This window comes from Serratia proteamaculans, assembly GCF_004684015.1.
Taxonomy (GTDB): Bacteria; Pseudomonadota; Gammaproteobacteria; order Enterobacterales; family Enterobacteriaceae; genus Serratia; species Serratia proteamaculans_F.
On sequence record NZ_SRIA01000007.1, the window covers coordinates 1 to 18,909 of the forward strand.

General features: G+C 55.7%; 18 protein-coding genes. 14 read left to right on the forward strand and 4 right to left on the reverse strand.

The genetic code is table 11. The annotated features are described in order from the left end of the window. Positions 1-80 precede the first annotated feature (80 nt). On the reverse strand, positions 81-2,537 hold the full coding sequence (gene fadE, locus E5C26_RS04700; RefSeq protein WP_135315277.1) for an acyl-CoA dehydrogenase FadE: 2,457 nt from the start codon (positions 2,535-2,537) through the stop codon (positions 81-83). Between the two features lie 245 nt (positions 2,538-2,782). On the opposite strand from fadE, the gene lpcA reads away from it, so the two are divergent. After that, complete coding sequence (gene lpcA, locus E5C26_RS04705; RefSeq protein WP_004949058.1) at positions 2,783-3,364, forward strand: D-sedoheptulose 7-phosphate isomerase; 582 nt, start codon at positions 2,783-2,785, stop codon at positions 3,362-3,364. Positions 3,365-3,430: 66 nt separating this feature from the next. After that, complete coding sequence (locus E5C26_RS04710; RefSeq protein WP_135315278.1) at positions 3,431-4,237, forward strand: class II glutamine amidotransferase; 807 nt, start codon at positions 3,431-3,433, stop codon at positions 4,235-4,237. On the opposite strand, the gene dpaA is transcribed toward E5C26_RS04710, so the two are convergent. Then, complete coding sequence (gene dpaA, locus E5C26_RS04715) at positions 4,169-4,939, reverse strand: peptidoglycan meso-diaminopimelic acid protein amidase (protein WP_135315279.1); 771 nt, start codon at positions 4,937-4,939, stop codon at positions 4,169-4,171. The two genes, E5C26_RS04710 and dpaA, sit on opposite strands and share 69 nt — an antisense overlap. A 484-nt stretch (positions 4,940-5,423) precedes the next feature. Between dpaA and E5C26_RS04720 the strand changes: the two genes are divergently transcribed. From E5C26_RS04720 to nqrM, 8 genes are read left to right on the forward strand one after another with little or no spacing between them, the layout of a single operon-like run. Then, complete coding sequence (locus tag E5C26_RS04720; RefSeq protein ID WP_135315280.1) at positions 5,424-6,773, forward strand: Na(+)-translocating NADH-quinone reductase subunit A; 1,350 nt, start codon at positions 5,424-5,426, stop codon at positions 6,771-6,773. A 3-nt stretch (positions 6,774-6,776) separates the two neighbouring features. Beyond that, positions 6,777-8,018 carry an NADH:ubiquinone reductase (Na(+)-transporting) subunit B gene (locus tag E5C26_RS04725; protein ID WP_037423048.1) on the forward strand — a complete coding sequence of 414 codons (1,242 nt, stop codon included), beginning with the start codon at positions 6,777-6,779 and terminating at the stop codon, positions 8,016-8,018. Continuing rightward, a complete protein-coding gene (locus E5C26_RS04730; protein WP_135315281.1) occupies positions 8,008-8,802 on the forward strand; it encodes a Na(+)-translocating NADH-quinone reductase subunit C in 795 nt (264 codons plus the stop codon). Before E5C26_RS04725 ends, E5C26_RS04730 begins: the two co-directional genes overlap by 11 nt. Further along, positions 8,795-9,424: an NADH:ubiquinone reductase (Na(+)-transporting) subunit D gene (locus tag E5C26_RS04735; RefSeq protein WP_020825369.1), complete on the forward strand. Its 630-nt coding sequence runs from the start codon at positions 8,795-8,797 to the stop codon at positions 9,422-9,424. Before E5C26_RS04730 ends, E5C26_RS04735 begins: the two co-directional genes overlap by 8 nt. A 6-nt stretch (positions 9,425-9,430) precedes the next feature. Further along, a complete protein-coding gene (nqrE, locus tag E5C26_RS04740; protein WP_012005400.1) occupies positions 9,431-10,027 on the forward strand; it encodes an NADH:ubiquinone reductase (Na(+)-transporting) subunit E in 597 nt (198 codons plus the stop codon). A 15-nt stretch (positions 10,028-10,042) separates the two neighbouring features. Further along, a complete protein-coding gene (nqrF, locus tag E5C26_RS04745; protein WP_135315282.1) occupies positions 10,043-11,266 on the forward strand; it encodes an NADH:ubiquinone reductase (Na(+)-transporting) subunit F in 1,224 nt (407 codons plus the stop codon). Further along, entirely contained in the window at positions 11,267-12,295 is a 1,029-nt protein-coding gene (locus E5C26_RS04750) for an FAD:protein FMN transferase (RefSeq protein ID WP_135315283.1), read from the forward strand. Positions 12,296-12,305: 10 nt separating this feature from the next. Further along, positions 12,306-12,533, forward strand: coding sequence for a (Na+)-NQR maturation NqrM (gene nqrM, locus E5C26_RS04755; RefSeq protein WP_135315284.1), 228 nt, complete (start codon positions 12,306-12,308; stop codon positions 12,531-12,533). Between the two features lie 37 nt (positions 12,534-12,570). Here the strand turns inward: nqrM and E5C26_RS04760 are convergent, their stop codons facing one another. Further along, positions 12,571-13,455 carry a glycerophosphodiester phosphodiesterase family protein gene (locus E5C26_RS04760; RefSeq protein WP_135315285.1) on the reverse strand — a complete coding sequence of 295 codons (885 nt, stop codon included), beginning with the start codon at positions 13,453-13,455 and terminating at the stop codon, positions 12,571-12,573. A gap of 196 nt (positions 13,456-13,651) precedes the next feature. Here E5C26_RS04760 and dinB point away from each other — a divergent pair, with 196 nt between their 5' ends. After that, complete coding sequence (dinB, locus tag E5C26_RS04765; protein ID WP_135315286.1) at positions 13,652-14,713, forward strand: DNA polymerase IV; 1,062 nt, start codon at positions 13,652-13,654, stop codon at positions 14,711-14,713. Between the two features lie 40 nt (positions 14,714-14,753). Here dinB and pepD read toward each other — a convergent pair whose 3' ends face one another. Then, positions 14,754-16,214 (reverse strand): beta-Ala-His dipeptidase, encoded by a 1,461-nt coding sequence (gene pepD / locus E5C26_RS04770; protein WP_135315287.1) that lies wholly within the window; start codon positions 16,212-16,214, stop codon positions 14,754-14,756. Positions 16,215-16,538: 324 nt separating this feature from the next. Here pepD and gpt point away from each other — a divergent pair, with 324 nt between their 5' ends. The 3 genes from gpt (at position 16,539) to crl (ending at position 18,850) form a co-directional block, all read left to right on the forward strand. Continuing rightward, entirely contained in the window at positions 16,539-16,997 is a 459-nt protein-coding gene (gene gpt, locus E5C26_RS04775) for a xanthine phosphoribosyltransferase (protein ID WP_020825376.1), read from the forward strand. 144 nt (positions 16,998-17,141) lie between these two features. Further along, positions 17,142-18,389, forward strand: coding sequence for an esterase FrsA (frsA, locus tag E5C26_RS04780; RefSeq protein WP_135315288.1), 1,248 nt, complete (start codon positions 17,142-17,144; stop codon positions 18,387-18,389). A gap of 59 nt (positions 18,390-18,448) precedes the next feature. Next, positions 18,449-18,850 (forward strand): sigma factor-binding protein Crl, encoded by a 402-nt coding sequence (crl, locus tag E5C26_RS04785; protein WP_135315289.1) that lies wholly within the window; start codon positions 18,449-18,451, stop codon positions 18,848-18,850. The last annotated feature ends 59 nt before the right edge of the window (positions 18,851-18,909 follow it).

Genomic DNA, 18,909 nt, shown 5'->3' on the forward strand with positions numbered 1-18,909 from the left:
CTGCGAAGCGCTACGCATTTTTAAGCAGAAATAGAAAAGGGGCGATGATGATCGCCCCTGGGTAAGTCAGTTTATTGCAGTTACGCGGCTTCGGTGTGTTTCAGGCGCTTATCCTGCTTGAGCGACTTTTCCGGCTTACTGGCCGCCAGCGCATCCGGCTCGAAGTCATCCACGTTGATGGAACGCAGACGGCTTTCTTCGGCTTTCACCAGGATCTTCGCCTCGTCGGCGTTGATCTTGCCTTCTTCCAGCGCGCGCTGCGCCAGACGATCCAGTCGGGTGAACGGCAGATTCTTGCCGGCCGCCTTGCACAGACGATCGTGAATCGGTTCGGCGGCGATCACGTCAGCCAGTGCGGCTTCCAGCAGGCCAACCGGGTTATGCTCGCTTGGTGTCAGATATTGGCCACGGCCCAGACGGCTACGGGTGGCAGACGGCTGTTGGATGATCTTGGCCAATTGGTGATCCAGACGGTCAGAGGGTGCAGTATGGACTCGGCCTAACGGGAAAACGACCAGGCGCATCACTCCGGCGATGAAGCGGTTCGGGAAGTTGCGCAGCAGGTCATCGAGTGCCTGTTCTGCCTGATGCAGACTGTCCTGTACGGCCCAATGTACCAGCGGCAAATCTTCTTTCTGACGACCTTCGTCTTCAAAGCGTTTCAGTGCCGCAGAAGCCAGATACATTTGGCTGAGGATATCCCCCAGACGGGCAGAGATACGCTCACGGCGCTTCAGGCTGCCGCCCAGTACGCCCATGGAAACGTCCGACAACAGCGCCAGGTTAGCGCTCAGGCGGTTCAACTGCTGGTAGTAACGACGAGTCGCGTCTTTGGTTGGTGTGCTGCTGGTGCGACCGTTAGTCAGGCCCAGCCAGAAACTGCGTACCTTGTTGCTGCCCACGTGGCCCAGATGGCCGAACAGTAATTTGTCGTAGGCGTTCAGGTCGTTATTCTGCGCTGCAGCCATTTCATCCAGCACGTAAGGATGGCAGCGGATAGCCCCCTGACCGAAGATCATCATGGTACGAGTCAGGATATTGGCGCCTTCAACCGTGATGGCGATAGGCGCGCCCTGGTAAGCTCGGGCCAGGAAGTTGGATTTACCCAGCATGATGCCTTTACCGCCGGCGATATCCATTGCATCAATGATTGCCTGCTGGCCGCGGTGGGTACAGTGGTATTTCACGATGGCCGACAGCACGGCCGGTTTCTCACCCAGCATCAGGCCGCTGGTGATAAGCGTAGCCGCAGCATCCATCACGTAGGTGTTACCGGCGATACGCGCCAGTGGCTCTTCGATACCTTCCATCTTGCCGATTGAGAGCTTGAACTGACGGCGGATATGGGCGTAGGCCCCAATCGCCAGCGCCATGGACTTCACGCTACCGGTGGAGTTGGAAGGCAGGGTGATGCCACGCCCTACCGACAGGCATTCAACCAGCATACGCCAGCCCTGACCGGCCATTTTTGGCCCGCCGATGATGTAATCAATAGGTACGAACACGTCATTACCGCGAGTCGGGCCGTTTTGGAACGGTACGTTCAGCGGGAAGTGGCGGTTACCGATTTCAACACCTGGCGTGCTGGTTGGGATCAGCGCACAGGTGATGCCCGGTGATTCGTTATCGCCCAGCAGGTGATTCGGGTCATACAGTTTGAACGCCAGGCCCAGCACGGTCGCAACCGGTGCCAGCGTGATATAGCGTTTGTTCCAGGTCAGGCGCATGCCCAGTACCTGTTCGCCTTGCCACTCACCCATGCAGACGGTGCCGACATCCGGAATGGCACCGGCATCGGAGCCTGCTTCCGGGCTGGTCAGGGCGAAACAAGGGATCTCGTCGCCGCGCGCCAGGCCTGGCAGGTAATGGTTTTTCTGTTCGTCAGTACCGTAATGTTGCAGCAGTTCGCCAGGGCCGAGGGAGTTTGGTACGCCGACGGTGATGGCCAGAATGCCGGAAACGCCGGACAGTTTTTGCAGTACGCGCGCCTGAGCATAAGGAGAGAAGTCCAGGCCGCCGTATTCTTTCTTGATGATCATCGCGAAGAAGCGGTGTTCTTTCAGATATGCCCACAGTTCTGGCGGCAAGTCAGCCAGTTCATGGGTGATTTGGAAGTCGTTGGCCATACGGCAGGCTTCTTCCACCGGGCCGTCGATGAACGCTTGTTCTTCGGCGGTCAGCTGCGGTTTCGGGTAGTTATGCAGTTTGTTCCAGTCCGGCGTACCGCGGAACAGATCGCCTTCCCACCAGGTGGTCCCGGCTTCGATTGCTTCCTTTTCAGTGGTGGACATCGGCGGCATCACCTTGCGGAATGCGCGCAGCGCTGGGGCGGACAGCAATGAACGGCGCAATGACGTGACGTTCAACGGCAGCAGGATAATTGCCAGCGGCAGCAGCATCCAGAAGCTCCACAGACCGATAGCGCCCATGGCGGCGGTGTATGCCAGAAGAATAAGGCTACTGAGGGTAAGGTTCACTCGGTGATAAAACACCACACCAATGAGTGCCAGCAAAACAACAATACTAAGAACCATCATAAGAAGCTCCAAAGTGGCAAGAGGTCTGACCTGTTGTGTGTATGTAATAGGTTTTAGTACAACCCCATATTTTTATCAATGCATTTACAGTTTAATTACAACTTAAGTCACAAACTAACCGCATCAATCATCAAAAACCTCATCGTTGCCTCAACCGGGCTGCTGTTTGACTGACAATGCTTCTCGGTTTTTCCCCGATCCGTTACACTGCGGGGCGGAAGATTGACGATAACAAGAGGTTCCTCATGTACCACGACCTTATTCGCAGTGAACTGAACGAAGCAGCCGATACCCTGGCGAAATTTATCAATGACGACGCCAATATCGACGCGATCCAACGCGCAGCCGTGCTGCTGGCCGATTCCTTTAAAGCCGGCGGGAAAGTCATTTCTTGCGGTAACGGTGGCTCCCACTGTGACGCGATGCACTTTGCCGAAGAGCTGACTGGCCGCTACCGTGAAAACCGTCCGGGTTATCCGGCGATTGCCATTTCCGACGTTAGCCACCTGTCTTGCGTCAGCAACGACTTTGGTTACGAGTATGTGTTTTCACGCTATGTGGAAGCGGTAGGTCGTGAAGGCGATGTATTGCTGGGCATTTCCACCTCGGGTAATTCCGGCAACATTATTAAAGCCATCGAAGCGGCGCGTGCCAAAGGGATGAAAGTGATCACCCTGACTGGCAAAGACGGCGGCAAAATGGCCGGTTCTGCCGATGTGGAAATCCGCGTACCGCACTTCGGTTACGCTGACCGCATTCAGGAAATTCATATCAAAGCGATCCACATCTTGATTCAGCTGATTGAAAAAGAGATGGTTAAGGCTTAATGGCTTTAGGGGGCGTCAAGCCCCCGCTAATCATGTATAGCGCGAGTGGTTAAGGAGTGGCAATCGATGTGTGAACTGCTCGGGATGAGCGCAAACGTACCGACCGATATTTGCTTTAGCTTTACCGGGCTGGTTCAGCGCGGTGGCCGTACCGGGCCACATAAAGATGGTTGGGGTATTACCTTCTATGAAGGGAACGGTTGCCGCACGTTTAAGGATCCCCAGCCGAGTTTCGACTCGCCAATTGCCCGTCTGGTGCAGGAATACCCGATCAAATCCTGTGCGGTGGTATCGCATATTCGCCAGGCCAATCGCGGTGAAGTTGCGCTGGAAAATACCCATCCCTTTACCCGTGAGTTGTGGGGTCGTAACTGGACCTACGCGCACAATGGCCAGTTGAAAGGCTACCGCCAGTTGGAAACCGGCACTTTCCGCCCGGTTGGCCAGACTGACAGCGAGTACGCTTTCTGCTGGTTGCTGCATCAGCTTTCCCTGAAATACCCGCGCACCCCGAGCCGTTGGCCACCGGTTTTCCGTTATATCGCTTTGCTGGCGGATCAACTGCGTCAGAAGGGGGTATTCAATATGTTGCTGTCGGATGGGCGCTTTGTGATGGCTTATTGCTCGACCAACCTGTACTGGATCACGCGTCGCGCGCCGTTTGGCAAAGCCACGCTGCTCGATCAGGACGTAGAGATTGATTTTCAGCAGCAGACCACACCTAACGATGTGGTCACGGTAATTGCTACCCAGCCGCTGACGGCGAATGAAACCTGGCACAAGATAGCGCCAGGCGAATTCGCACTATTTCACTTCGGTGAGCGGCTTGCTCTGGGCGAAGGGATTGGTGCTGACAACGGGAGCCGCGGTTGACGCGTACTGCGTCATCTGGCTGCTGCTCAGCACGGGTTGACCCAATACGTACTGACCATTGGCTACGCTGACCATCGGCGGCTGGTGGTTTTTGACGAAGTAGTCATAGCCTGGCTTCAACTGGCGCCAGAAGGCGATGTAGCTGGAGGAGCTATGGCGTTTCAGGTTCTTGTCGGTCATGCGGAACGGATAGATACTGATATCGATCCGGCTCTGGCCGTAAGCGAACGCGGCTTCGACATAGCGGTAAATCTCATCCATATAGGTGTTGGTCATGGCATAACACCCAATAGATTTACATTCACCGTGGATCATCAGATAAGCGCCGGAATAACCCTGCGATTTATCGTAATCATTCGGGAAGCCAATATTGATGGCACGGTAATACTTGCTGTCGGGTTTCAGATGGCGCGCGTCGACGCTATAAAAGCCTTCCGGACTCTTAAAGTCACCTTCACGGCGTTTCGGGCCGAGGCCGCCGGAGAAATTACAGATTTGAAAAGAGTTCACCAGACGGAATTCGTTGCCCATTTTGGCATACAATTCCAGCGTGCGTTCTTCTTTGAAAATCTGAATATAGACCGGTGAACCCACTAATTGCTGCTTAACTACCGGAACCTCGGGAACCTGCTCGCTGGCGCTGCAGGCCGTGATCATCGGCATAGAAAAAAGCATCGCAAACAACAACGCGATTTTGCTCATTATTATTCCTGCTTATATTTATCTGCTGGCTCAATGCACTTGGCCAACATGCCACTGATTATTGTTTTACGGTCTTAAAACACCGCCAGATTACCAGTGTGTTCTTTTTTAGCAATATGTGTTGTGTATAAAAAAACTACAAACTTCGATAAAAGTGAATCGACAGGCAGATTTTAACGATTAGTGGGGCGAAACAGCCGAAATTTAATTGTGTTTGCTTGACTCAGGTCACTGCCTGACGCAGAAAAATGTTGTGGAAAATGTTAATATTCCGCCTCGAATTAACGCACAAAAAATGGACGCAGGAGTCAATCAACGGAATGTACGTTACCCCATTTTGTCAGTGCGAAAAATTTCATGTTGAGCGTGATGCCATTGCGCTCAACCCAGAGGCTGCCGATGTGGCCTCATCATCCAGGCATCGTCACTACCAGCCTCTGGGGTCGGTAAGACGTGTGAAACTAACCAACATCGTATAAATCCTATGATTAAAATCAGAAAAGGGTTAGATCTGCCAATTGCCGGAGCCCCGGCTCAGGCGATTCAGGACGGCCCAATCATTCAGCATGTCGCCCTGCTTGGGGAAGATTACGTCGGAATGCGCCCGTCTATGCTGGTGCAGGAAGGCGAAAGCGTTAAGAAAGGCCAGGCGCTGTTCGAAGATAAAAAGACCCCCGGGGTTTTCTTCACCGCTCCCGCCAGTGGCCGTATCCTGGCGATCAACCGCGGTGAACGGCGCGTATTGCAGTCGGTAGTCATCGCCGTTGAAAACGGCGGCGACGAGCAACTGGAGTTTGCCCATTATCCGGTAGCCGAATTGGCCCTGCTGCCGCGGGAACAGGTCGAAAGCGAATTGCTCGCCAGCGGCCTGTGGACTGCGCTGCGTACCCGCCCATTCAGTAAAACGCCTGCACCGGGCACCACTCCGCGCGCCATCTTCGTTACCGCCATGGACAGCCAGCCTCTGGCTGCCGATCCGCAGGTGATCATCGCCGAACAGTTGGCGGCGTTCAACGCCGGGCTGGCGGTATTGGCCCGCCTGACCGATGGCAAGGTGCACGTTTGCCACGCCGCAGGCGTGAACCTGGGCAAACAACCCGATGCCCAGGTGACCTATAACGAATTTGCCGGCCCACATCCAGCAGGTCTGGTAGGCACGCATATTCATTTCCTCGAGCCGGTCAGTTTGAAAAAAACCGTCTGGCATATCGGCTATCAGGATGCGATCGCCATCGGCACCTTGTTCACCACCGGCAAGCTCGATACCCACCGGGTGGTGGCATTGGCCGGGCCGCAGGTGGAACAGCCGGTGCTGCTGCGCACCCGCTTGGGCGCCAGCATCGACGAACTGACCGCCGGGCGTCTGAAAGCCGGTGAGAACCGGGTGATTTCCGGCTCGGTGCTGAGCGGCACCCACGTTGCCGGGCCGAACGCTTACCTCGGTCGTTTCCATTCGCTGGTTTCCGTCCTGCAGGAAGGGCGCGATAAAGAGCTGTTCGGTTGGATCGCACCATCACCGGATAAATTCTCCATCACCCGCACCACGCTGGGCCACTTCCTGAAGAACAAATTGTTCGCCTTCTCGACCACCACCCACGGTGGTGAGCGTGCGATGGTGCCGATTGGCAACTACGAGCGGGTGATGCCGCTGGATATCCTGCCGACCCTGCTGCTGCGCGACCTGCTGGCGGGTGACAGCGACAGCGCACAGGCGTTGGGCTGTCTGGAGCTGGATGAAGAAGATCTGGCGCTGTGCACCTTCGTTTGCCCCGGCAAGTATGAATACGCTCCGGTGCTGCGCGATGTGCTGACCAAGATTGAGCAGGAAGGATAACCGATGGGCCTGAAGAACTTTTTTGAAAAAATCGAGCATCACTTCACACCGGGCGGCAAGCTGGAAAAGTGGTACCCGCTGTTTGAAGCGACGACCACGGTGTTCTATACCCCTGGTTTGGTGACGCGCGGCGCTTCGCACGTGCGCGATGCCATCGATCTGAAACGTATGATGATCCTGGTGTGGCTGGCGGTCTTCCCGGCGATGTTCTGGGGGATGTACAACGTCGGCCAACAGGCCATTCCGGCATTGCACCACCTTTACAGTGGCGATCAACTGCAGCAGGTGCTGGCGGGTGATTGGCACTATCGGTTGGCGCAATGGTTGGGGGCCTCACTGGCGGCGGATGCGGGCTGGGTCAGCAAAATGGTGCTGGGTGCCTGCTATTTCCTGCCGATTTACGCCGTGGTGTTCCTGGTCGGTGGTTTTTGGGAGGTGCTGTTCGCCGTCATTCGCAAGCATGAGATTAACGAAGGCTTTTTCGTCACCTCAATTCTGTTTGCACTGATTGTGCCGCCAACCTTGCCGCTGTGGCAGGCCGCGCTGGGTATCACCTTCGGCGTCGTGGTGGCGAAAGAGATATTCGGCGGCACCGGACGTAACTTCCTTAACCCGGCTTTGGCAGGGCGCGCGTTCCTGTTCTTTGCTTATCCGGCACAGATTTCCGGTGACCTGGTGTGGACCTCCGCCGACGGTTTCTCCGGCGCGACGCCGTTGGCACAGTGGAGCGCGGGCGGGGCACACAGCCTGAGCAACGTGGCTACCGGCCAGTCCATCAGTTGGATGGATGCGTTTCTCGGCAACATTCCCGGCTCGGTGGGTGAAGTTTCCACGCTGATGATCCTGCTCGGCGGGGCGATAATCCTGTTTGGTCGCGTAGCTTCCTGGCGCATTGTCGCCGGCGTGATGCTCGGCATGATGGCGACCGCCTTCCTGTTCAACGCTATCGGTTCTACCACCAACCCGCTGTTTGCCATGCCGTGGTATTGGCACCTGGTGTTGGGCGGCTTCGCCTTCGGCATGATCTTTATGGCTACCGACCCGGTTTCCGCCTCGTTCACCAACAAGGGGAAATGGTGGTACGGCATTTTGATTGGCGTGATGTGCGTGCTGATCCGGGTGGTCAACCCGGCCTATCCGGAAGGCATGATGCTGGCGATCCTGTTCGCCAACCTGTTCGCACCGCTGTTCGATTACCTGGTGGTGCAGGCCAACATCAAGCGGAGAAAAGCCCGTGGCGAATGAATCTAAAAACGACAGCATCGGTAAAACGCTGCTGGTGGTACTGCTATTGTGCCTGGTGTGTTCTGTGGTGGTGGCGGGTTCCGCCGTCGGCCTGAAGTCTAAACAGCAGGAACAGAAGTTACTCGACAAACAGCGCAATATTCTCGACGTGGCCGGTTTGCTGCAGCCGAAAATGGAAGGCGAGCAGGTCAAGGCGCTGTTCACCCAACGTATCGAACCGCACCTGCTGGATTTGAACAGTGGCGAGTTTGTCACCGGCAAGGCAGCAACATTCGATCTGGCTGCGGCCCTGCGTGATGACGCCAAAAGCGTGGCACTGCCGGCGGCGGACGATCCGGCCGGCATCAAGCGCCGCAGCAACCTGGCGGAAATCTACCTGGTGCGCGACGACAGCGGTGCGGTGAACAAAATCGTACTGCCGGTCTACGGCACCGGCCTGTGGTCGATGATGTACGCCTTTGTGGCGCTGGATAACGACGGCAACACGGTGAAGGGCATCACTTACTACCAGCAGGGGGAAACTCCGGGGCTGGGTGGTGAAGTGGAGAATGCCGGCTGGCGCCAGCAGTGGATCGGCAAAAAACTGTTTGACGACAGTGGCAAACCGGCGATCCGCGTGGTGAAAGGCGGAGCGCGTCAGGGGGATGAACATGGGGTGGACGGCTTGTCCGGTGCCACGCTGACCTCCAACGGCGTGCAGCATACTTTTGACTTCTGGTTGGGCGAGCACGGCTTTGGCCCGTTCCTGAAAAAAGTTCGTGAAGGAGCGCTGAAAAATGGCTGATTCCAAAGAGATTAAGCGGGTCCTTTTAGGGCCGTTGTTCGACAACAACCCGATTGCCTTGCAGGTGTTGGGCGTCTGTTCCGCGCTGGCGGTGACCACCAAGCTGGAAACGGCGGTGGTGATGACTATCGCCGTGACGCTGGTTACCGCGTTCTCCAGCTTCTTTATTTCACTGATCCGCCACCATATTCCGAACAGCGTGCGCATCATCGTGCAGATGGCGATTATCGCTTCGCTGGTGATTGTGGTTGATCAGTTGCTGCGTGCTTATGCGTTCGAGATATCCAAGCAGCTGTCGGTGTTTGTCGGCCTGATCATCACCAACTGTATCGTGATGGGGCGCGCCGAAGCCTATGCCATGAAATCGCCACCGATCGAGAGTTTTATGGACGGTATCGGCAACGGCCTGGGCTACGGGGTGATCCTGGTGTTGGTTGGCTTCCTGCGTGAGCTGTTTGGTTCCGGCAAGCTGTTTGGCATCCCGGTGCTTGAAACCGTGCAGAACGGCGGCTGGTATCAGCCAAACGGCTTGTTCCTGCTGGCACCGAGCGCGTTCTTTATCATCGGCTTGCTGATTTGGGCGCTACGCACCCTGAAACCAGCGCAGATCGAAAAGGAGTAATGGCCGATGGAACATTATATCAGCCTGTTTGTACGCGCGGTGTTCGTTGAGAACATGGCGTTGGCGTTCTTCCTGGGGATGTGTACCTTCCTGGCCGTGTCCAAAAAGGTGTCGACGGCCTTTGGTTTGGGCATTGCGGTGACTTTGGTGCTCGGGATCTCCGTGCCGGTGAACAACCTGGTCTACAACCTGATCCTGCGTGACGGTGCGCTGGTGGAAGGCGTCGATCTGAGCTTCCTCAACTTCATTACCTTTATCGGCGTGATTGCGGCGCTGGTGCAGATTCTGGAGATGATCCTCGATCGCTTCTTCCCGTCGCTGTACAACGCGCTAGGCATTTTCCTGCCGCTTATCACCGTGAACTGCGCCATCTTCGGCGGCGTGTCCTTTATGGTGCAACGTGACTACAACTTCGCCGAGTCGGTGGTTTACGGCTTCGGCTCCGGCACCGGCTGGATGTTGGCGATTGTCGCGATGGCGGGGATCCGCGAAAAACTCAAGTATGCCAATGTCCCCGCAGGGTTGCGCGGCCTGGGCATTACCTTTATCACCACCGGGCTGATGGCGTTGGGCTTTATGTCCTTCTCCGGTGTTCAGTTGTAAAGGCGGGAAGAATTTATGGAAATTATTTTAGGTGTCGCGATGTTTACCGGCATCGTTATGGTGCTGGTATTGCTCATTTTATTCGCCAAATCCAAGCTGGTGAACACCGGTGACATTGCGGTGGAAGTGAACGGCGATTTGGACAAAAGCTTTACCGCTCCGGCGGGTGACAAGCTGTTGAATATGCTCTCCAGCCAGGGGATCTTCGTTTCGTCCGCCTGTGGCGGCGGCGGCTCTTGCGGCCAGTGCCGGGTGGTGATCAAAGAGGGTGGCGGCGATATCCTGCCGACCGAACTGTCACACATCAACAAGCGTGAAGCGAAAGAGGGCTGCCGGTTGGCCTGTCAGGTGAACGTGAAGCAGAACCTGAAAATCGAGCTGCCGGAAGAGATCTTTGGTGTGAAGAAGTGGGAGTGCGAGGTTATCTCCAATGATAACAAAGCCACCTTTATCAAAGAACTGAAGCTGAAAATCCCTGACGGGGAAGACGTGCCGTTCCGCGCCGGTGGTTTTATCCAGATCGAAGCGCCGGCACACGACATCAGCTATGCCGATTTTGACGTGCCTGAAGAGTACCGGGGCGACTGGGACAAGTTCAACCTGTTCCGCTACCGCTCGGTAGTGAATGAAACCACGGTGCGTGCCTACTCGATGGCCAACTACCCGGACGAAAAGGGCATTATTATGCTCAACGTGCGTATCGCCACGCCGCCACCGCGCGATCCTGACGTGCCGCCGGGCATCATGTCCTCTTATATCTGGTCGCTAAAAGCCGGTGACAAGGTGACCATCTCCGGGCCGTTCGGCGAGTTCTTCGCCAAAGACACCGACGCGGAAATGATCTTTATCGGCGGTGGTGCCGGTATGGCACCGATGCGTTCGCACATCTTTGACCAGCTCAATCGTCTGAAGTCGAAGCGTAAAATCACCTTCTGGTACGGCGCGCGTTCACTGCGTGAAATGTTCTACGAGGAAGATTTCAACCAACTGCAGGCAGAGAACGAGAACTTTACCTGGCATGTGGCGCTTTCCGATCCGCAGCCTGAGGATAACTGGACGGGTTACACCGGCTTTATCCATAATGTTCTGTTGGAGAACTATCTGCGGAACCACCCGGCACCGGAAGACTGCGAGTTTTACATGTGCGGTCCGCCAATGATGAACGCCGCGGTGATCAAGATGTTGAAAGACCTGGGCGTCGAAGACGAAAATATCATGCTTGATGACTTTGGTGGCTAAATGCGCGCATGGGCAATGAAGGGGTTAATGACGACGGTGGCGCTCAGCGCCGCCCTGTTATTGACCGGCTGCGGACCGGAGCAGGTCAATCTCGATGGCAAAACCATGGGGACATCTTATTCTGTCCGTTACGTCACCGGTGACGACACGCCGTCTGCCGCCAAAATTCAGGCGGAGATCGACAAGCGCCTGGAATTGGTGAATGACCAGATGTCCACCTACCGGCCGGATTCTGAACTGAGCCGCTTCAACGCCAGCCGCGTAGTGGATAAGCCCTTTCCGGTATCGGCAGCGACCACCGAGGTGGTGCTGGAAGCGCTACGCATTAACCGCGTCACCGACGGCGCGCTGGACGTGACCGTCGGGCCGCTGGTTAATCTGTGGGGCTTTGGCCCGGAAGGTCGACCGGATAAGGTGCCGAGCGCTGCCGAACTGGAGCGCCGTCGTGCCTGGACCGGTATCGACAAGCTGTCGGTGCAAGGCAACGCACTGGTAAAGAGCATTCCTGAGCTGTATGTCGATCTCTCCTCGATCGCCAAGGGCTACGGGGTGGATGTGATTGCCCAGTATCTGCAATCGCAGCAGATTAAGAACTACATGGTAGATATTGGCGGCGAAGTTCGTACTCGCGGCCACAACGGTGAGAAAAAACCGTGGCGTATCGCCATTGAACGGCCGACGGCGGGTATGGAGCAGAAGGCGCAACTGGTGATCCAGCCGGGCGAGATGTCGATCGCCACCTCGGGGGATTATCGCAACTACTTCGAGCAGGGCGGCGTGCGTTATTCGCATACCATAGATCCGGTTACCGGCAAGCCGATCCATCATCATCTGGTGTCGGTTACGGTGCTGAGCCCGACCTGTATGGCTGCCGATGGCCTGTCGACCGGGTTGAACGTATTGGGGCCGGAGCGCGGTATGGCGTTGGCGAACCTGATGGGGATCCCGGTGTTCATGATTGTGAAAACCGCCAAAGGTTTTGAAGAGCGCTACTCCGAGGCGTTCAAACCCTATTTGAATAAGAGCTGATGAGGTCGCTATGTTGACAGTATTTGTCGCCAGCTTCGCGTTGTTTCTGCTGATTGTCGGCGGGATGTCGTTGGGTTACGTGTTCAAGCGTAAAAGCCTGCAGGGCAGCTGCGGCGGCATTACGGCGTTGGGGATGGATAAAGTCTGTGACTGTCCTGAACCCTGCGATGCGCGTAAAAAGCGTCTGGAGAAAGAGGCATTACGGCAGAAACAGTTGGAAAAACACCGGATCATCTGAATAACAGGGGCGCATACAGCGCCCCTTTTTTTATCGGTTATTTTGCCTTAACAAAGCTCTTTGCTTCGGCCGGTGAGTTGACCATCACCCCGTCCACGCCTAATGCCACCGCCTGCTGGTATTCCGCCGGTGAGTTGATGCCGAACAAAATGATGTGCGCCGGCCCTTGTGAGCGGAAGCAGTCGATCGATTCTTTATCCCAGGTCAGAAACGCCTTGGAGCGCCCTTCACCCAGGGTAAATTTCTCCACCACTTCTACTTCACGCTTCAGTTCCAGCCCGTACCAGCGCGGTTGCTGGTGGTCTGGCTTCAACTCGCACAGGTGCGACAGGCTGATATTCGCCAGCAGGTCGCGGGTTCTATCGCGGGTTTCAAAGCGGTTGATCGCTGGCGGTAGTGCTTGCAGATATTTTGCATCGGTGGAGTACACGCGGGTGCGGTTCAGGCTGTGGGTTTTTTCCAGCGTCGCCAGCAGGGCTTTGCCGAACTGTGCCGGGTCTGCGTCTGGGGATTTGATATCCAGATAGAAGTTAACCTTGGGGAAGGCAGTGAGGATCTCATCCAAACGAGGAATGCCAATGCCTTTCCCCCGGAACGGGTGGGTTTCACCTTTGGCGAATGACCAACCTGCGTCAACTTTCGCCAGTTGCGCAGCGGTAAAGGCGGAGACCAGCCCCTGCTGATTGGTTAGCGCTTTCAGATCGGAAGGGCGGTAAAGCACGATCACACCGTCTTTGGATTCCTGCAGAGTGATCCAGATGGCGTCGGCGCCGTTTTTCAGTGCGGTTTCAATGGCGACGCGGGTATTTTCAGGAGCGTCGGCAGTACCACCACGGTGAGCGATAATGGCGGGGGCGGCGGTCGCGGCAAGGGATATCAGGGATAAGGCAGAAGCTAATAAATAGACCGATAATGATTTCATGTAGGGCACCATCCTGTGCATAGAGTTATTGTTGTCAGTAACTGCGGCGACTAATTCGCCACAGCGTACTATTGAAAAATTACGCTTTTTTAACAAGTCGAAGATAATTGGGTGAAACCCTGTTTTCTCCGAGTAGAGCCGAGGCTTGAGCTTTTCACTATCACCTGTATACTTATACAGTGTTATTGGAGGCGCGATGCGTAAAATCATTCATGTCGATATGGACTGCTTCTTTGCAGCGGTAGAAATGCGCGACGACCCCAGCCTGCGCGACATTCCATTGGCGATCGGCGGTAGCGCTGAGCGCCGTGGGGTGATCAGTACCGCCAACTATCCTGCGCGCCGTTATGGTGTGCACAGTGCAATGTCGACGGCGATGGCGCTCAAGCTGTGCCCGCACCTTAAACTGCTGCCGGGCCGTATGGCGGCCTATAAGGAAGCCTCGCTGCATATTCGCGAAATCTTCGCCCGCTACACCCCACTAATCGAGCCCCTGTCGCTGGATGAAGCCTATCTGGACGTGACTGACTGCAGCCAGTGCAACGGTTCGGCGACGTTGATCGCCGAGCAAATCCGCCAGACTATCTCCGACGAACTCAACCTTACCGCTTCTGCCGGTATCGCGCCGATCAAGTTCCTCGCCAAGATTGCCTCAGAGCTGAATAAACCGAACGGACAGTACGTCATCACCCCGGCACAGGTGCCGGCGTTTTTACAGCAATTACCGCTGAGTAAAATCCCCGGTGTGGGCAAAGTGACCGCCAAACGGCTGGAAGAAGTGGGGCTGATCACCTGCGCCGACGTACAGCAGTATGACCTGGTGGCGTTGTTAAAGCGCTTCGGCAAGTTTGGCAGGGTGCTGTGGGAGCGTTGTCAGGGGATTGATCTACGTGAGGTTTCACCAGAGCGGTTGCGTAAATCGGTGGGAGTGGAGCGCACACTGGCGGAAGATATTCATGCTTGGGAAGACTGCGAAGCGCTGATTGTCGACAAACTCTATCCCGAGCTGGAACTGCGGTTGCGTAAGGTGAAACCGGATCTGCACATTGCCCGGCAGGGGGTAAAACTCAAGTTTCAGGATTTCCAGCAAACGACTCAGGAACATGTTTGGCCGGTACTGAATAAAGACGATTTGATCAACGTGGCACGGCAGGTCTGGCGTGAACGGCGTGAAGGTCGCGGGGTGCGACTGGTCGGGTTGCACGTGACGCTGCTGGATCCGCAACTGGAGCGGCAACTGCTGCTACCCTGGGAATAACAAAGGCGCAAATATTTGCGCCTTTGGTTTATCTGTAATATTACGCGCGTTCCGGGATCGCTTTCAGCAGTGCCGTCAGCAGTTTCCAGTACAGACCCACGCTTTCGATATGCACCTGCTCATCCGGTGAGTGTGGCCCGGTGATGGTTGGCCCAATCGATACCATATCCATGTTCGGGTACGGCTTTTTAAACAGGCCGCATTCCAGACCGGCGTGGATCACCATGATGTTCGGTGTCTTGTTGAACAAGTCCTGATAGATCTCGCGCACCAGATGCATCACCGGTGAGTCGGCGTCCGGCTGCCAGCCTGGGTAGCCGCCTTTTGGCGCCACTTTGGCGTTGGCCAATTGACCCAGAGCGGTCAGCATGCCGACCACGTAGTCTTTACCGCTGTCGATCAGTGAGCGGATCAGGCAGATGATTTCTGCTTCGCTGTCGCTGGTGGTGACCACGCCCACGTTCAGTGAGGTTTCCACCACGCCTTTCACCGCGTCGCTCATGCGGATCACACCGTTTGGCGTACCGTTCAGCAGCGCCACAAAACGCTGCTGGCTATCGGCGGTCATCGCCTGCGAGGCACTGGTGACAGGCTCCAGCAACACGGTGATGTTCTTCTCTTTGGCAGCCAGCTCGTTTTGCAGAGTCGCCAGGAACGCCTGGCTCAGCGCTTTCAGCGCATCGGCTTTTTCGGCCGGCACGGCAACTACCGCAGAGGCTTCACGCGGAATAGCATTACGCAGCGTACCGCCGTTCAGATCCAGCAGGCGCAGGTTCAGCTCGGCGCTATGGTCGAACAGGAAGCGTGCCAGCAGTTTGTTGGCGTTGCCCAGCCCGACATGGATATCCGCGCCAGAGTGGCCGCCTTTCAGGCCCTTGATGGTCAGTTTCAGTGTCTGATAACCGGCAGGCACGGCTTCGCGCTGCAGTGGCAGGGTGGTGATGAAATCAATCCCCCCGGCGCAACCCATGTAGATCTCACCTTCCTCTTCGGAGTCGGTGTTGATCAGGATATCCGCTTGCAACCAGTTGGCCTGCAGGCCGAATGCACCGTCCATGCCGGCTTCTTCGGTCATGGTCAGCAGCACTTCCAACGGGCCATGCTCGACGCTGTCGTCGGCCAGTACGGCCAGCGCGGAGGCCATACCGATACCGTTGTCGGCACCCAGCGTGGTACCGCGTGCTTTGATCCATTCACCGTCGATGTACGGCTGAATCGGATCCTTGGTGAAGTCGTGCACGGTGTCGTTATTTTTCTGCGGCACCATGTCCAGGTGCGCTTGCAGGGCAACCGGCTTACGGTTTTCCATCCCTTTGGTGGCAGGTTTGCGCAGCAGGATGTTGCCGACATGGTCACGCTCGGCGTGCAGGTGTTTCTCTTTGGCCCACTCGAGGATGTGCTGTGCCAGCGCTTCTTCATGATAAGAAGGATGCGGAATAGAGCAGATTTTGGCAAAAATATCCCACAGCGGCTGTGGCGAAAGTTGAGACAATTCAGACACTATAAGTCTCCTGTAACAGCATTCTCGGCAGTGCGGGAATGCCGCTCGGTTAGGGTTAGGGGCATCTGTGCGGCTTTGGCACGATCTCCAGAGAATATCACTTTATTCCGGGCGGTGCCCGTACCGTATTGCGCTGTTCAAGCGCTTGATCACACTAGTTTGGTTGGTCATCGCTCATTTATTCAGCATCAATCACCAGACGAAATACTGATGAAATCCAAGGTACAACTGGTATTTGATGCGGTCAGTCTTTATAATCTCGCGCAACCTTTTTTCCCCTGATTACTGAGTAAGCCGCACCACTGCTGGCTGGGACACCATTCTATGAGCGAAAAATACGTTGTTACCTGGGACATGCTGCAAATGCAAGCACGCAAACTGGCTCACCGCCTGCTGCCTGCTGACCAATGGAAGGGCATTATTGCCGTAAGCCGCGGCGGTCTGGTACCGGCTTCTCTGTTGGCACGTGAGTTGAGCATTCGTTATGTGGATACCGTCTGCATTTCCAGCTATGACCATGACAACCAACGCGAAATGAAAGTGCTCAAGCGCGCCGAAGGCGACGGTGAAGGCTTTATCGTTATCGACGATCTGGTGGATACCGGCGGCACCGCGAAAGCGATCCGCGAAATGTACCCGAAAGCGCATTTCGTGACTATCTTCGCCAAGCCGGCAGGTCGCCCGCTGGTAGACGATTATGTGGTTGATATCCCACAGGATACCTGGATTGAGCAGCCATGGGACATGGCGGTGACCTTCGTGCCACCGATCGGCGGCCGTTAAGTTTGCCACGCTGATTGATTAAAACGCCCGGTACTGCCGGGCGTTTGCGTTATTTTGGTTTATCGTTCCAGAGTTAGGTACACTACCTCCAGTTGATTAGGCTGTTTGCGGCCTATTACCAGATTTACGGAGGCTGTTGTTACCATGGCACAAGCCAACCTTTCTGAAATCCTGTTCAAACCCTCATTTAAACACCCTGAGACCTCAACGCTGGTGATGCGCGCGCGCAGTAAAGTCAGTGCCGATCTGCATTCCACGCTGGAAGGCGACACCGTCAGCAATTGGTACCGCATGCTCAACCCGCTGTTGTGGGCCTGGCGTGGCGTCGATCCAATTGAAATCAACGAAGTGCTGGCACGCATTGCGGTCGCGGATGTGGAACACACCAACGACAAATGGCTCGATACTGTGGTCGGTTACCGTAACGGCAACTGGATCTACGAATGGGTGCATCAGGGCATGCTCTGGCAGCAGCGCGCGCTGGAACAGCAGGATCCGCTGCTCGGCGGCCAGTACTGGCTTAAAGCTGCCAACTTTTACAGCATTGCCGGCTACCCGCATCTGAAAGGCGACGAACTGGCCGAGCAGGCGGAGGCATTGTCCAACCGGGCTTACGAAGAGGCCGCGTTGTTATTGCCGTACCAGTTGAAAGAGCTGGAGTTCCGCATTGAAGGTGGCAGCAGCATTACCGGCTTCCTGCATATGCCGGAGAAGGGCGAGGCGCCGTTCCCGACGGTGCTGATGTGCGGCAGCCTGGACACCCTGCAGACCGACTATCACCGCCTGTTCCACGATTATCTGGCTCCGCAGGGCATCGCCATGCTGACCATTGATATGCCTTCCATCGGATCTTCTTACAAGTGGAAGCTGACGCAAGATTCCAGCTTCCTGCATCAGCAGGTGCTGACCCAACTGGCCGACGTGCCCTGGATTGACCACCAACGCGTCACCGCGTTTGGCTTCCGCTTTGGCGCCAATGTGGCGGTGCGTCTGGCCTATCTGGAGCCACAGCGGCTGCGTGGCGTGGCCTGCCTGGGGCCGGTGGTGCATCGCTTGCTGTGCGACAGCAGCACCCAGAAAAACGTACCGGACATGTATATGGACGTACTGGCCAGCCGGATGGGCATGGCCAACGCTTCGGATCATGTGCTGAAGGTCGAGTTGAACAGCTATTCGCTGAAAACCCAGGGCCTGCTGGGCCGCCGTTGCCCGACGCCGATGCTGGCCGGTTACTGGGAGCAGGATCCACTCAGCCCGAAAGAAGAGTCGCAACTGATCGTTTCATCCTCGATGGATGGCAAACTGATCGCCATACCGCGCAAGCCGGTGTACAGCAGTTTCCACAAGGCGTTGCTGCAAATGTCCCATTGGATGAAAGATAAAATGCGTTAATTAGTTGCTAAATTTTAACAGTTTGTTAAAAAGAGTGGTCTACATTGAGGAGCTTAAGAATGACGTTACCGAGTGGTCACCCTAAAAGCCGACTAATGAAACGTTTCGCCAGCTTGGGGCCGTATCTGCGTGAAGGGCAATGTGAGAACGACCGTTTTTTCTTTGATTGTTTAGCCGTCTGCGTCAATGTTAAGCCTGCTCCAGAACTGCGTGAGTTTTGGGGCTGGTGGATCGAACTGCATGCTGAAGATACGCGTTTCACCTACGCCTATCAGTTTGGCCTGTTTGATAAGAAAGGGCAGTGGACGCCGGAAAAGATTAAAGATACTGAAGTTAAAGCCAAGCTGGAAACCACACTGCGTGATTTCCATCGACGTCTGGGTGAGCTGTTGACCACCATGGAACTGACGTTGGAACCCGCCGATGATTTCAAAGAAAAACTGATTAAACTTTCCGCCTGACCCCGTTTGACCGCAAGTATTCTGCTGATTTCGCGTTGTGCCTGTTGGCATAACGCGTC

Coding starts and splice junctions, on each gene's coding strand:
- fadE (WP_135315277.1), bottom strand. CDS start 2,537: ATGATGGTTCTTAGTATTGTTGTTTTGCTGGCACTCATTGGTGTGGTG.
- lpcA (WP_004949058.1), top strand. CDS start 2,783: ATGTACCACGACCTTATTCGCAGTGAACTGAACGAAGCAGCCGATACC.
- E5C26_RS04710 (WP_135315278.1), top strand. CDS start 3,431: ATGTGTGAACTGCTCGGGATGAGCGCAAACGTACCGACCGATATTTGC.
- dpaA (WP_135315279.1), bottom strand. CDS start 4,939: ATGAGCAAAATCGCGTTGTTGTTTGCGATGCTTTTTTCTATGCCGATG.
- E5C26_RS04720 (WP_135315280.1), top strand. CDS start 5,424: ATGATTAAAATCAGAAAAGGGTTAGATCTGCCAATTGCCGGAGCCCCG.
- E5C26_RS04725 (WP_037423048.1), top strand. CDS start 6,777: ATGGGCCTGAAGAACTTTTTTGAAAAAATCGAGCATCACTTCACACCG.
- E5C26_RS04735 (WP_020825369.1), top strand. CDS start 8,795: ATGGCTGATTCCAAAGAGATTAAGCGGGTCCTTTTAGGGCCGTTGTTC.
- nqrE (WP_012005400.1), top strand. CDS start 9,431: ATGGAACATTATATCAGCCTGTTTGTACGCGCGGTGTTCGTTGAGAAC.
- nqrF (WP_135315282.1), top strand. CDS start 10,043: ATGGAAATTATTTTAGGTGTCGCGATGTTTACCGGCATCGTTATGGTG.
- E5C26_RS04750 (WP_135315283.1), top strand. CDS start 11,267: ATGCGCGCATGGGCAATGAAGGGGTTAATGACGACGGTGGCGCTCAGC.
- nqrM (WP_135315284.1), top strand. CDS start 12,306: ATGTTGACAGTATTTGTCGCCAGCTTCGCGTTGTTTCTGCTGATTGTC.
- E5C26_RS04760 (WP_135315285.1), bottom strand. CDS start 13,455: ATGAAATCATTATCGGTCTATTTATTAGCTTCTGCCTTATCCCTGATA.
- dinB (WP_135315286.1), top strand. CDS start 13,652: ATGCGTAAAATCATTCATGTCGATATGGACTGCTTCTTTGCAGCGGTA.
- gpt (WP_020825376.1), top strand. CDS start 16,539: ATGAGCGAAAAATACGTTGTTACCTGGGACATGCTGCAAATGCAAGCA.
- frsA (WP_135315288.1), top strand. CDS start 17,142: ATGGCACAAGCCAACCTTTCTGAAATCCTGTTCAAACCCTCATTTAAA.
- crl (WP_135315289.1), top strand. CDS start 18,449: ATGACGTTACCGAGTGGTCACCCTAAAAGCCGACTAATGAAACGTTTC.